This is a genomic window from Streptosporangium sp. NPDC048886 (assembly GCF_055586905.1).
This window is the reverse complement of record NZ_JBVJHH010000022.1, coordinates 43,049-55,590: the sequence shown is the minus strand read 5'-3', so window position 1 is coordinate 55,590 and position 12,542 is coordinate 43,049. Positions and strand designations below refer to the sequence as shown.

The 12,542-nt window shown below is 71.2% G+C and carries 14 protein-coding genes and 1 pseudogene; 6 read left to right on the top strand and 9 right to left on the bottom strand.

Annotated elements, in window-relative coordinates; genetic code table 11:
• Positions 1-226 precede the first annotated feature (226 nt).
• Positions 227-1,468: a multidrug effflux MFS transporter gene (locus tag ACZ6R6_RS26525; RefSeq protein WP_470097630.1), complete on the bottom strand. Its 1,242-nt coding sequence runs from the start codon at positions 1,466-1,468 to the stop codon at positions 227-229.
• Between the two features lie 100 nt (positions 1,469-1,568).
• Here ACZ6R6_RS26525 and ACZ6R6_RS26520 point away from each other — a divergent pair, with 100 nt between their 5' ends.
• On the top strand, positions 1,569-2,471 hold the full coding sequence (locus ACZ6R6_RS26520; protein ID WP_470097628.1) for a helix-turn-helix transcriptional regulator: 903 nt from the start codon (positions 1,569-1,571) through the stop codon (positions 2,469-2,471).
• A gap of 98 nt (positions 2,472-2,569) precedes the next feature.
• On the opposite strand, the gene ACZ6R6_RS26515 is transcribed toward ACZ6R6_RS26520, so the two are convergent.
• Positions 2,570-3,526 carry an SDR family NAD(P)-dependent oxidoreductase gene (locus tag ACZ6R6_RS26515; protein ID WP_470097626.1) on the bottom strand — a complete coding sequence of 319 codons (957 nt, stop codon included), beginning with the start codon at positions 3,524-3,526 and terminating at the stop codon, positions 2,570-2,572.
• Positions 3,527-3,580: 54 nt separating this feature from the next.
• On the opposite strand from ACZ6R6_RS26515, the gene ACZ6R6_RS26510 reads away from it, so the two are divergent.
• Entirely contained in the window at positions 3,581-4,000 is a 420-nt protein-coding gene (locus ACZ6R6_RS26510; protein ID WP_470097624.1) for a MerR family transcriptional regulator, read from the top strand.
• A gap of 173 nt (positions 4,001-4,173) precedes the next feature.
• Here the strand turns inward: ACZ6R6_RS26510 and ACZ6R6_RS26505 are convergent.
• From ACZ6R6_RS26505 to ACZ6R6_RS26490, 4 genes and pseudogenes are all read right to left on the bottom strand, one after another.
• Positions 4,174-4,467, bottom strand: a pseudogene (locus ACZ6R6_RS26505) (transposase); the annotation flags it as partial.
• 291 nt (positions 4,468-4,758) lie between these two features.
• Complete coding sequence (locus tag ACZ6R6_RS26500; RefSeq protein ID WP_470097622.1) at positions 4,759-5,634, bottom strand: sigma-70 family RNA polymerase sigma factor; 876 nt, start codon at positions 5,632-5,634, stop codon at positions 4,759-4,761.
• Complete coding sequence (locus tag ACZ6R6_RS26495) at positions 5,631-6,023, bottom strand: VOC family protein (protein WP_470097620.1); 393 nt, start codon at positions 6,021-6,023, stop codon at positions 5,631-5,633. Before ACZ6R6_RS26495 ends, ACZ6R6_RS26500 begins: the two co-directional genes overlap by 4 nt.
• A gap of 484 nt (positions 6,024-6,507) precedes the next feature.
• A complete protein-coding gene (locus ACZ6R6_RS26490; RefSeq protein WP_470097618.1) occupies positions 6,508-7,413 on the bottom strand; it encodes an AraC family transcriptional regulator in 906 nt (301 codons plus the stop codon).
• A gap of 76 nt (positions 7,414-7,489) precedes the next feature.
• Here ACZ6R6_RS26490 and ACZ6R6_RS26485 point away from each other — a divergent pair, with 76 nt between their 5' ends.
• Entirely contained in the window at positions 7,490-8,347 is an 858-nt protein-coding gene (locus ACZ6R6_RS26485; RefSeq protein WP_470097616.1) for an alpha/beta fold hydrolase, read from the top strand.
• A gap of 18 nt (positions 8,348-8,365) precedes the next feature.
• A complete protein-coding gene (locus ACZ6R6_RS26480) occupies positions 8,366-9,646 on the top strand; it encodes an FAD-dependent monooxygenase (protein ID WP_470097614.1) in 1,281 nt (426 codons plus the stop codon).
• Positions 9,647-9,832: 186 nt separating this feature from the next.
• Here the strand turns inward: ACZ6R6_RS26480 and ACZ6R6_RS26475 are convergent, their stop codons facing one another.
• Positions 9,833-10,216, bottom strand: a complete 384-nt coding sequence (locus tag ACZ6R6_RS26475) for a YybH family protein (RefSeq protein ID WP_470097612.1) — start codon at positions 10,214-10,216, stop codon at positions 9,833-9,835.
• Positions 10,217-10,379: 163 nt separating this feature from the next.
• On the opposite strand from ACZ6R6_RS26475, the gene ACZ6R6_RS26470 reads away from it, so the two are divergent.
• Together ACZ6R6_RS26470 and ACZ6R6_RS26465 are read left to right on the top strand one after the other, a co-directional pair.
• Positions 10,380-11,183: a hypothetical protein gene (locus tag ACZ6R6_RS26470; protein ID WP_470097610.1), complete on the top strand. Its 804-nt coding sequence runs from the start codon at positions 10,380-10,382 to the stop codon at positions 11,181-11,183.
• Positions 11,180-11,557 carry a GntR family transcriptional regulator gene (locus ACZ6R6_RS26465; protein ID WP_470097608.1) on the top strand — a complete coding sequence of 126 codons (378 nt, stop codon included), beginning with the start codon at positions 11,180-11,182 and terminating at the stop codon, positions 11,555-11,557. The genes ACZ6R6_RS26470 and ACZ6R6_RS26465 overlap by 4 nt, the downstream gene beginning before the upstream one ends.
• A gap of 70 nt (positions 11,558-11,627) precedes the next feature.
• Here ACZ6R6_RS26465 and ACZ6R6_RS26460 read toward each other — a convergent pair whose 3' ends face one another.
• On the bottom strand, positions 11,628-11,870 hold the full coding sequence (locus ACZ6R6_RS26460; RefSeq protein ID WP_470097606.1) for a hypothetical protein: 243 nt from the start codon (positions 11,868-11,870) through the stop codon (positions 11,628-11,630).
• Positions 11,833-12,504: a TetR/AcrR family transcriptional regulator gene (locus ACZ6R6_RS26455; RefSeq protein ID WP_470097604.1), complete on the bottom strand. Its 672-nt coding sequence runs from the start codon at positions 12,502-12,504 to the stop codon at positions 11,833-11,835. The genes ACZ6R6_RS26460 and ACZ6R6_RS26455 overlap by 38 nt, the downstream gene beginning before the upstream one ends.
• Positions 12,505-12,542: the final 38 nt, after the last annotated feature.

The window sequence follows — 12,542 nt, the reverse complement described above, 5'->3', positions numbered from 1 at the left end:
GCGAACGCTTTCAAGCGTTCGAGGTCCGTCTCGGCGGGTGCGTCGCCGGCCGGTGGCCGGATACCCGGCAGCACCGAAAGCGGCAGCTTCCCGTACGGATCCTTCGGGATACCCCACCAAGGGGGGCATTCCCCTGGTGGGCGAGGTCTGAACGGCCGAGCTGGTCTCCTTCCTGGCGTTTCGACGGGGAGCCGCGCCGGACACGGCGTCCGTCCGCACGGCTTGTTCAGCGCGTCGGCGCTCCGGCGAGCTCGGGTCCGTTGACCGGGTACGACTCCGCCGTTCGCGCGCGGCGACGGGGGGTGAAGGCGGCGCAGGCGGCCACCGCAAGCGCGACCGAGACGACGGCGACGATGCCGAGCGGCAGCATCGTGGCCGCCCCGGCAAGGCCGACGAAGGGGGCGGCGACGCCGCCGAAGGCGAAGCGCACCATGCCGAGCAGCGATGAGGCGGTGCCGGCCAGCTGCGGGTACCCGGCCAGGGCGAGCGTGGTCGTCGGCGGGGTGATGACGGCCACGCCGCTGACCATGACCAGCAGCGACACGATCACCACGGCCAGCGGCAGCGCGAGCAGCCCGGCGGCCAGCAGCCCGAGCGCGCCGAGCGCGCACATCGCCAGGCCCGCGGCGAGCGTGCCGCGCACGCTCCAGCGCTCGCTGGTACGGCCGGCCACGTATCCGAAGGTCATGAAGCCGGCCGAGTTCAGGCCGAAAGCGAGCGCATACTGCTGCGGGGACAGGCCATAGACGCTCTGGAGCACGTAGGTCGCCCCGGCGAGGTAGGCGAACAGGGCGGCGTTGACGGAGCCCTGCACGAGCACGGCGCCGGTGAACACGCGGTCCGACAGCAGCGTGCGGAAGTCGCGGCCGGTCTGCGCGAGGCCGCCCGCGGTGCGGCGGTGGGCGGGCAGCGTCTCGCGGTAGACGAGGGTGGTGGCGGCGAGGACGACGGCGCCGATCGCGGCGAGCAAAAGGAACAGGCCGCGCCAGTCGGTGACCGTGGCGAGCCGGCCGCCCAGCAGCGGCCCGACGATGGCGGCCAGGCCTCCGAGGACGGTCGTGCGCCCGTAGTAGCGGATGAGCTCGCCGCCGGAGTAGACGTCGCGCCCGGCGGCCTGCGCGATCACCAGGCCGACCCCGCCGGCCAGGCCCTGCACGAGCCGGGCGGCGATGAGCGTCTCGATGCTCGGGCTCAGCGCGCACAGCGCCGAGGTGACGATGTAGGCGAGCAGTCCCGCATACAGGGGCAGGGTGCGGCCGGACCGGTCTGACAGCGGCCCGGCGACGAGCTGCCCGAGCGCCAGGCCGATGAGGCAGGCGGTGACGGTCAGCTGCGCCGTCGAGGTCGCCGCGCCCAGTTCGACCGTCAGCGCCGGCAGGACGGGCAGGTACAGGTCCATCGAGATGGGCCCGAACACGGTCAGCAGGAGCAGCAGCGTCGGAAGCAGACGTGGGCGTTGGTTCAGCACCCCATCAGTCAACGCCGCCCGGCGCGGGTGCGGGAGTCTCTGCTGATGGGTGTACCGGCAGGGCACCCCAGACCCGCCAGACCCCATCTACGCTGGGCTTATGGACAATCGCCGCGAAGTCCGCGAGTTTCTCACCTCGCGCCGGGCGAAGGTCACGCCCAAACAGGCGGGCCTGCCGGCAGGCTTCAACCGGCGCGTACCCGGCCTACGGCGCACCGAGGTCGCCATCCTGGCCGGGGTGAGCGTGGAGTACTACGCCAAGCTCGAACGCGGCGCCATCGCCGGCGCCTCCACCTCCGTCCTGGAGGCGATCGCACGGGCGCTGCACCTGGACGACACCGAACGCGCGCACCTGTTCGACCTGGCCCGCGCCGCCGACGGCATCCCCGCCTCCGGCCGCCCGCGCCGCCGCGCGAGCAGGCAGAGCGCCTCCCGCCCCAGCCTGCACTGGGCCCTGGACGCCGTCACCGACGGCATCGCCTTCGTCCGCAACCCCCGCCAGGACCTGCTGGCCGCCAACGCGCTCGGCCGCCGCTTCTACGCGCCCGTGATCGGCGACGGCGGCCGCACCCCGAACCTCGCCCGCTTCCAGTTTCTCGACCCGGCCTCCCGGCAGTTCTACCCCGACTGGGAGCTGTTCGCCGAGATGTGCGTCGCGATCATCCGTGCAGAAGCCGGCCGGGACCCGCACGATCGCGCCCTGCAGGACCTCGTCGGGGAGCTCTCCACGCGCAGCGAGACGTTCCGCACGCTCTGGGCCGCGCACGACGTGCGCAGCCACGGGGCGGGGACGAAGCGATTCATCCACCCCGAGGTGGGTGAGCTCGTCCTCGCCTACGAAGAACTCGCCATCACCGCAGAACCCGGACTGGTGATGATCATCTATACCGCCGAGCCCGGGTCACCCTCCGCCGAACGCCTGCGTCTGCTGGGGTCCCTGGCCGCTGAGCAGACGACGGATGCCGACGACGAGGCGGGAGCCAGTCGAACGCGATCGCGCTAGGTCCTGTTCTGGATTCGGATCATGCGTTTGAGGACTGGCCCGCACAGTGCTCTCCGGTCCAGGCGCACGAGGCGTGGCGCGTGACCTCACCCCCTGGGTCAGGAGAAGCAGTCCAGCCCGGTGAGTTCGCTCGAGAGGGCCCACAGCCGGGACGCGGAATCGGGATCGATCGCCCATGTCTTGACGCCGCCGACGAGCATGTCGTCGGTGGTCGCGGGCTCGGCGATGTCGCAGTCCTGGCAGTAGGCGCCGCCGTACTCGTCGAGCAGAGGTGACGTGGCCGCCCATACGGCCGTCGCCGCACCCTGCGCCGGGGTTTTGAAGCCGTCGGCATGGCGGCCCTCCGGGGTGATCCAGCCCTGGGCGATCTGCTGCTCGCGGGGGATACGCCGTTGCAGCGGGGTGAGGATGCTGCCCGGGTGCACCGCGAAGGCATGCACGCCACCGGCCGCGCCGAGGGCGTCGAGATGGACGGCGAACAGGGCGTTGGCCGTCTTGGACTGCCCGTAGGCGAGCCAGTGGTCGTAGCCGTGGCGGAAGTGCGGGTCGTCCCAGCGGATGTCTGACAGGAAGTGCCCGGACGAAGCGACGGACACCACCCGCGCCCCGGTAGGGGCCAGGGCCGGGCGCAGGCGGTTGACCAGGGCGTAGTGCCCGAGGTGGTTGATGGCGAAGTGCGGTTCCCAACCTGGGCCGATGAGCGTGTTCGGGTAGGCCATGACACCCGCGTTGTCGATGACGATGTCGAGGAGCCGGCCGGTCTCCAGGAACCGGTCACTGAACATCCGGATGCTGTCGAGGTCTGCCAGGTCGAGTTCCCGCACCTCCGTCCGCGGAATGCCGCACAGCGCCTCCGTCGCCACGGCAGGACGGCGAGCGGGCACGATGACGTGCGCCCCGGCGCGGGCCAGCGCGCTCGTGGCCTCCAGCCCAAGACCTGAGTAGCCGCCGGTGATCAGGACGTTCTTGCCGGACAGCTCGATGCCGGCCAGGACTTCGTCCGCCGTGCTGTGCGCGTTGAATCCCGAGCCGATCTTGTGTTGCGTGATTGCCATGGGGTCGACGTTAAAATCTAGAGTGCAATCTAGGTCAAGCTGTGGCGGTGTGGCATGAGCAGGAACGCGGACGGCCTCTCCATCGGAGACGTCGCGAAGGCGACCGGCCTGGGCGTGCACGCCTTGCGGTTCTTCGAACGTGAGGAGCTCTTCGTCCGTCCGATTCCGCGCACGGCCGGAGGGCAGCGCGTCTACGGACCGGCGGACGTGGAGTGGCTCCTGTTGTGCAACCGGCTGCGGGAATCCGGCATGCCCATCGCCGCCCTGAAGAGGTTCGCTCGGCTTGTCCGATCCGGTCCGGGCAACGAGGCGGAGCGGCTCGCGCTCCTGGAGGAGCACGAAAGAACCGTCCGGGACAGGATCGCCGATTTGACGGCCAGCCTGGAGATCATCCATGGCAAGGTCGTCACCTATCGCAAGCATGTCGAGGAGGGAACCGCGGCCGGACTCTGGTCGCCGACACCCTCCGCGTAGCCGTGGCCCAGCCCCCTCCCGCACCCGCTGTCCGCGCCAGCGGCTGCTCGTACCAGGTCAGGAGAGCCTGCAGCCCTATGATCCGAATCCTGACCGCTGGGCTTCGGACTGCTGCCGCGGCTGAAGGACATCGGCCCGGCGTGGCTGTATCGGCCGGGGACCGGCGAGGATCACGCGCGCGGGGCAGTCACCTCGGTCGCCCGGACGGCCAGGCGCTGCCGTACCGCGCAGAAGTCCCAGGTGGAGGCGGTGACGAACTGCTGCGGTCCCTGGTGATCCACGCCGAGGCGCTCGGCCATCGGCTGCATCGACTTGCGGCGGCCGTCCAGCAGCAGTCCCCGCAGGCAGGTCAGACCCTTGACCCGCTGGTCAGCGCGGGGTAAGGGGGTGAACACCTCAGTGGCGAACCTCTCCAGCCGCTGACGGATGTGCACGAGTTGTTCGGGGGCACGCCCGGATCGAACCACCACCCGGCCAACCCGACCAGCCACAGCAAGCTGACCTGACAGAGCACTACTAGGCCATCCTGGACCGGGTTGGCGCGGGAGCGGTCCGCACTCGCCCTGGCCCGGTTCCGAGTCTGGGCGCAGCAGGCGGGTGAGCGTGTTCATGCCGGACCTCCTGGGCCGTCCGAGGCGGCCCAGGAGGCGATCTCGGCGTCCATCAGCGCCGTCGTCACCGCGGCGGCCAGGGGTCCCCGCCGGTAGTGACGGCCCGGGACGGCTTGCGCATGCACGGGCGACCCTGACGACACCGGCTCAGGCCGGGGCGGGCAGATGGATCGAGGCGAGTTTGGCCGGGTCGACGACGATGTGGATGCCGGTGATCCGGCCTTCGGCGACTGTGAAGGCGATGACGGAGAGAGGGGTTCCGTCGGGGCGCCAGGACATGTGGCCGGGGATGCCGTTGAGCAGCACGGGTCGGTGGCGGGCGACCTCGCCGGAGAACATGCGGGCGCCGGCGGCGACCCTGGTGGCGCCGAGGGTGACGACCACGCCGTCGGGAGTGTCGACGGTCAGTTTCACGTTCGGGTCGAGGACACGCAGGAGCGCTTCGAAGTCGCCGCTGAGGGCGGCGGCACGGAATGCCTGGACGACCTCTCGGTGCTCGCGGCCGGGGCCCGCCAGCCGGTCCGTGGCTTGGACCTTGCGGCGGGCGCGGCTGGCGATCATTTTGGTGGCGTCGGCGGATTTGCCCAGGATTTGGCCGATTTCGTGGAACGGGACCGCGAACATGTCGTGCAGGACGAACGCCAGGCGCTCGCTCGGGGCGAGCGAGTCGAGCACGACGAGCAGGGCGAGGCCGACCGAATCGGCCAGCGCCACCTGCTCGTCCGGCGCGGGGTCGTCGGCCGGCGTCACCACGAGGTGCGCCAGCTCTTGCCCGTGGGCGGTTTCGGGGTGGGCTCGGCGGGATCTCAGGAGATCCAGGCTGATCCGGCCGACCACGGTGGTCAGCCAACCCGCCAGGTTGCCGATGGTCGCCTCGTCCTGGCGGACGAGGCGCATCCAGGCCTCCTGGACCACGTCCTCGGCGTCGGCGTGCGAGCCCAGCACGCGGTACGCGACGGCGCGCAGCCGATCGCGCTGGGCTTCGAACGCCTCGGCCACGAGGCCGGACGGGTGGGAGGTCACGGCTTTCGCTGCTGACGGAGCGAGATCCGGTTGCCGTCCGGGTCCACCGCCTCGATGCGGACCCCGAACGGATAGTCCTCGGGTTCGGACTGTTCGAAGACGACGCCGCGCCGGCGCAGGATCTCGAAGTCCTTTCGCAAATCGTCGGATTCGAGGATCAGCGGACCGGGCGCGGCATGCTGGCCCACGTCGCCCGGCTGTCCCGCGGCCGCCGCATGCGACCACAGGATGATCTGCACCGGGCTGTCGGGAACGCCGACGGTGAGGAAACGTCCGTCGGGCCCCGGGAAGTCGATCCGCTTTTCCATGCCGAGTCCCTCGGTGTAGAACCCCAGCGCGCGGTCCTGATCGGTGACGTAGATCGTCACGTACATGATGTCGGTCAGCATCCTGTTCTCGATTCACTCGTCGGTGCGACGACCGTTCGTATTCGGCCGTCGCACCTATGACGAGTGCCGTCGGGAGAAGGTAACAGGACCGGTCCGCCGGAGCGGTTACCGGGCGCATGCGGTGTGGCTCGGCAGCACGCGTCCAGGCCCGGCACATGATTCAGCCGATCGAAACGGAACATACCTCCGCCAGGGAGTACGGCTCCCAGCCGTCAGGATCGGTGGCCGCCCATCCCCAGGTCTTGGCCGTGTACCACCAGGTCCGGTCAGCCACTGCCGGCCTGGGGGCGGGGTGTCTGATCAGGCGTTGTTCGGCTGGGCCTGCGCGGTGGTCTGTCCGTCGTGGCCGCGGAGCATGCGCAGGACGGTGGCGGGTGACGGGTGCCGGCCCTTCTTGCCTGTTCGCCTGTGGCGATGACGAGCCGGGCGGCGATGACCGCTGAGCGGCGCCGGACCCGCCCAGCGCAGGTGACCGCGGCGACGTTCACAGCGGTAGCCGTCTCACCTCCGGCCGGCGACCGAGCCGGAGATCCCTGGAGACGTGAGGCTTGGTGGGTGTTCCGCGGCCGGGCCATGCGATGTCGTCAACGGCGAGAAACGGCTCGCGGGCCACGGTCGCGGGGGTCGCCCCGGTGAACGCCATGACGTCCCGATGCAGGTGGGACTGGTCGGCATAGCCGGCGTCGGCCGCGACTCGGGCCGCGCCTTCACCCGCGACCAGGCGATGGGCGGCATGGTCGAAGCGGACCAGCTTCACGGCGCGCTTGGGCGGCAGGCCGAGCTGCGACCGGAACCGGGACCACAGCCGCTTACGGCTCCACCCGACCTCGGCCGCGAGTCCGTCGACCCGGGCCAGGCCACGGCTGCCGACGATCCGGTGCCAGGCCCAGGCCACCTCCGGGTCCACCGGCGCCCCCGCTTCATGCCGGCGGGCGAGCAGCGCGTCCGTCAACGCGAAGCGATCCTGCCACGACGAGACATCACCCAGTTGCTCACGGATCCGTGACGCCTCCCGGCCCCACAGGTCCTCGAGGGGCACCACGGCGCCGTCGAGGTCGGCGGGGGAGACGCCCAGAACCGCGCCTGCGATCACCGGGGACAGGCGCACCTGCACGCACTCGACGTTCTCACCCCGCGCCCAGAGCGCACCTCCGGACCCGATCCCGGGCCCGGCCACGACACTTCCCCGCTGCTGCCGCCCGGCGGCGTCGTCCACGACGGGCGAACCGGCGCCGAACTCCAGAAGCAGCATCACGGCCGGGTGCGGGACCATCCGGAGCGCGTCCAGGTCACGGACACGGAACCCGGCCATGGTGACACCGGCCACCCGGCTGGGCCGCCGCGGGCACGCGACGCCCCACACAGCCGCATCATGGACGAACGTCCGCACCGTCCCATGCTAGCGAGCTGACGGAGGGGAACATTTGTCCAATCCGCCGGCGCGTACCGGCGGCGACAGTGGGCTCATGACTGTTTCTGACGGCGGACCGCACCTGAACGGCGGCGCCGAGACCACCGAGAGCTCGACCCTGCCTATGGACGACGGCGACATCTACGTGTGCCAGAACGGCCCCCGCGACGCCCCCGCACTCCTGCTCGTCCACGGGTCCGCATCCTCGACCCGATCGTGGGACCCGATGGTTCCGCTGCTGACCGGATCTCACCGCGTCATCCGGATCGACCTGCTCGGGCACGGCCGGTCGGCCAAACCGGCCGACCGTAGTTACGCGCTCCCGGACCAGGCGCGCAGGGCCGGCGCGGCGCTGGACCGGCTCGGCGTCGAGCGCGTCGTAGTCGTCGGCCATTCCAGCGGCGGCGCGGTCGCCACCGCCCTCGCCGAACAGCGGCCCGATCTGGTGACCGCGCTCGCGTTCATCAACACCGGCCCCAGCCTGGACGCCTTCATCGCACCGGAGTCCGCCGCATTCGGACCGTCGCAGTGGCCGCCGACCGACGAGCAGCTCCGTCAGTTCGCGAGCACCGGTTTCAGCCGCGCGGGCTACCAGATCCCACAAGAGCTCCTGGACGAGGTGCGCGCCATGACCTACCACACGCTCACCACGACGATGCAGGCCACCCGCCACTACATGGAGCAGCAGGCGCTCCCGGATCGGCTGGCGGTCCTGGGCAGGCCGCTACTGGTGATCTTCGGTGAGGACGACCGCAGATGGCGATCCTCATCCGCCTCCGACTACCGCGCTGTTCCGGGGGCGAAGGTCGAGTTGCTGCCCGGTCTCGGGCACTCGCCCCTGCTCGAGGATCCACCGCGGACCGCCACCCTCCTGCTGGCCTTCACCGCGCTCCACGCCGCACGGGTGGTCTGAATGACAAAGAAGGGTGCCATGCGGATTCTCGTCTCCGGCGCCAGCGTCGCCGGTCCGGTCCTGGCCTACTGGCTCACCAGGCACGGCTTCTCCGTCACCGTCGTTGAGCGCGCGCCGACTCTGCGCAGGACCGGCGGCCACGCGGTCGACCTGTTCCGGCCCGCGATGAACATCTCGGAGAAGATGGGCGTGCTCCCGCGCGTCGAGGAGCGGGCCACCGGCACCAACCGGATGACCGTCTACCGGGAGGGCGCACGGCGTCCCGTCCGGGTGGACCTCGCCAAGATCTTCAGCGCCACGTCCAACCGGCACGTCGAGATCATGCGCGACGACCTGAGCGAGATCTACTACGACGCCGCGCGCGACGACGTCGAGTACGTCTTCGGCGACTCGATCACCGCGATCTCGCCCGACGGGGAGGTGCGGTTCGACAACGCCGCACCGCGCCGCTTCGACCTCGTCGTCGGCGCGGACGGGCTGCACTCCAACGTGCGCCGCCTCGTCTTCGGCGACGAGTCCCGTTTCAGCGCCTTCATCGGGGCCTACCTCGGGGTGCTGACCCTGCCGAACGTCTCCGGCCTCGACGGCGAGCTCCTCATGCACGTCGGCGTCGGCCGCACCGCCGGCATGTACGGCGCGCGGCACCTCGGCGACGCGCGGGCGTTGTTCCTGTTCCGGAGCGAGCGCGAGCTCGACTACCACCACCACGACGTGCCCCGGCAGAAGGAGCTGCTGCGCGGTGCGTTCGACGGCATGCACCCCGACGTGGACCGCTGGCTGGACGAGCTCGACCGCACCCCGACGTTCTACTTCGACTCGATCACCCAGCTCCGCATGGACACCTGGTCGCGGGGGAGGGTGACGCTCGTCGGCGACGCGGGCTACTGCCCCGGCCCGGCCGTCGGCGGCAGCACCAGCCTGGCCGTCGTCGGCGCGTACGTCCTCGCCGGGGAGCTGGCGCGGGCGGGCGGTGACCACGAGCGCGCCTTCCCCGCCTACGAGCGCGCGATGGCGGAGCACGTGCGCGGCGGCCACGCGGCCGCGCTCAGCGCGGCGAAGACCCTGATCCCCACCTCACGCCTCGGCGTGCGGGGACTGGCCCAGGGTGCCCGCCTGATCTCCGCCCTGCCCGCGGGGCCCAGCCGCGCCCTCCTCCGCCTCACCGCCAAGAGCGCACGCCTCTACAACTCCATGACCGTCGACGACCACCCGCCTCGGAAGGGGACTGGAGCCTCTCCGAGGTCACGGGATGCGGAGTCTCGGGAGTCCAGCCTGGAGATGACTTCCGAGATCGGCTGATCCCGGAAGTCGGGGCGGCGCCCAGCCCTGTGCGCGCACTGTCGTCTGCCCAGGTCGGCGCCTTCAGGATCCGTCCATGGCCGGTATTGCCGGTATCTCGGCTGGACCCGCGCTCGGGCCGGCGTCATCGGGGGAGAAGTGGCGCTGAGTGACCGGAGCTCCCGGGCTGGTTGACACAGATGACCGTCAGGGCCTGATGGCCGTGCCCTGGGCGGAGACCAGGCGCCACGTGCCGGAGGCGTCGGCGGCGAAGACGTGGGTGTAGCGGCTGCCCGCGCTGAACGTCGTCCCGTCCGGGTTCTCGAAGGTCATGCTCGTTCGGCCGACGACCAGGCCGACGTCACCGACGCGGCGGACGATGGCCTCTTCGGGGAAGGAGTCGATCTCCGGGAAGCGGAGGGCCCCGCTGGTGATCAGGGTGAGCAGGGCGGCCTTGTCCGCGACCGCGCCGTCCTCGATGCCCACCAGGACGAAGTCCTCGGCAAGGAGCGCGTCCAGCCGGGCGGCGTCGGCGTCCATCAGGGCTTGGAAGAAGTGCTGGTCGTGCTTGAGCAGGGTGTCTTTGGACATAGGCGCCAGCGTAAAGGGTGCCACCGGTGTCAAGGTCAAGCCCGGCAGGGTCCTCTCGGCAGGATCGATTGGCAGGCGCTGTCGGCTCCGTCAGGGGGCGTTGACTTTGTCGCAAGGTATGACGCACCATGTTGCTACAAAGCTTGCGACAAAGGGAGGCGCTATGACCCGTGAACCGTTACCGGACGCCGGCCCGCCGACGTGTGCGACCGAGCTGCGAATAGCGGGCGAGTGGCTGGTCCGGCACGACCTGGCCGACGCCCACCCGACCCCGCTGCTGGCCAGCCGGCTGACGGTCCGCAGACGCGCCCGCCTCGCCTCTTACGTCATCCTGGCCGTGCTGATCATCGCGAGCGCGCTCGCCGCGATTTCCGCCTTCGACGGTCGCCCGCTGCCGCTGCTGGCCCTGACCGCGCTGCTGGCCGGGCTGCTGCTGGCACAGTCGCTGCTCGACCGGTGGGTGCGACGCGTCGACCAGCGGGCGGGCGCGACGCTGTCGCGCAGGGCCGCCCATCTGGTCCAGCCCGGCTGGCGGGCCGTGCTCGGCCGGCCGTACGCCGTCTTCGCACTCGCCACGTTCACCGGCGCGATGGCGCTGACCGCAAGCGCCCTGGCCGTCCCCGACCCCACCGTGCGGCAGCTGGCCGTTGTCGCGCTGATCGGCCTGCTCGGCGCGACGGCCATCACCGCCATGCAGCTGCGCCACCTGATCAGGTGTCCGGTCGTGGCGGAGGACGAGGAGTCGCTGACCGCCGACGTCATCATGCGCGTCGAGGACGCCCGCGAGCTCGTCACGCCGAACGTGCAGTGGTCGCTGCCCATGGTGCTGCTGTTCGGCACCGCGCCCGGCTGGTGGGGCGCCGCCGCGATCGCCTGCCTGATCCTGGGCCTGGCCGCGCTCACCGCGCTCCACACCAGGACGCCGTCGAGCGCGACGGTGGCCCGGCGGGTCATGAGCGTCCGATGATCGTCATCGACGCGGCCTCGCCGGTGCCGCCGTTCGAGCAACTGCGGGCCCAGCTCGCCCGGCAGATCCAGGACCGCACGCTGGCCGTGGGCGCCCGGCTGCCGACCATCCGCCACCTCGCGGCCGACCTCGGCCTGGCCGTCAACACGGTCGGCCGGGCCTACCGGGAGCTGGAGGAGGCGGGGCTGATCGAGACGCGCGGACGGGCGGGATCGTTCGTGTCGGCCGCCGGCGAGGAGGGCCGGGAGCGGGCCCGCCGGGCCGCCGCCGACTACGCGGCCGTGATCGCCAGCGTCGGCATCGACGCGGGCGAGGCGATCCGCATCGTACAGGCGGCTCTGACGTCCGGCCCGGCGGCACCGGCCTCGTCATGACCGCGACCCGGCCGCGGGGTCACGTCGCCGGACGCACGAGGCCGGCGTAGCGGCCGATCAGGCACGTGAGTCACGGCAACTCCTTTCCTGGACGATGCTGTCCGCAGATCACCGCTTGGGGGATGGGATCGTCCTTGGCCGGTTCGGTCGTGCGGCGTGCCTCGGCGATCTCCTGCCAGCGTCGATCGGAGAAGTCCGGGACCGCGGAGCCGCGGTTGTGCGGCCGCACCGCGATGCCCTCACCGACCAGCCGTACCAGGGCCTCGCCGACGACCTCAACGGCGACGGCCGGGCTCCCGGACGGTGTGGTCACCGAGGCGGTGGCCGTAGAGCAGTGAGGTCCACGCATGGGTGAGGACGTCGATGAGGACCTGCTCGTCGTCGAAGGGCGGCACCCCGGCCGCGGCGAGGTAGTAGAGCCGTTCCCCCATCCAGGTCAGCGAGGCGGCCACGGCGCGCACGTCCGCCTCGCCGAGGTGCCGGAGCGCCTCCGGGTCGGATCGGATGCGGGCCGCGGCGGCCTCGGTGAACAGATCCATCTGTTCGAGCCACAGGGTGCGCAGCCCGTCATCGGAGCCCCAGCTCTCCGTGATCGCCATGAGGACGCCCGCGTTGGCGCGCCACAGCCGGGCGCCGTCGCTCACACCGGCCCGGAGTGCGTCGGCCGGATCCTGCTGTCCGCCGATCCAGGGCTCCGCCGCCTGCTGCCCCCGCGACACGGCCTCGCGTACCAGCTCGCCGAGCACGGCCTGCTTGCCGGCGAAATAGAAGTAGAAGCTGGCGCGGGACACCTCGGCGGCGGTCAGGATGTCGGCCACGCTCAGGGTGTCGAAGCGGCGTTCCCGCAGCAGCTCACGCGTAGCCGACAGGATGCGCTCCCGCAGCTCTGCGGAGGCCGGCTCGGCGCCGGATCGGCGGGCGGACGGGGCGGGACGCTTGGGAGACATGCGATCCAGCATACGACGGCATGTATGGACGTGCCGTA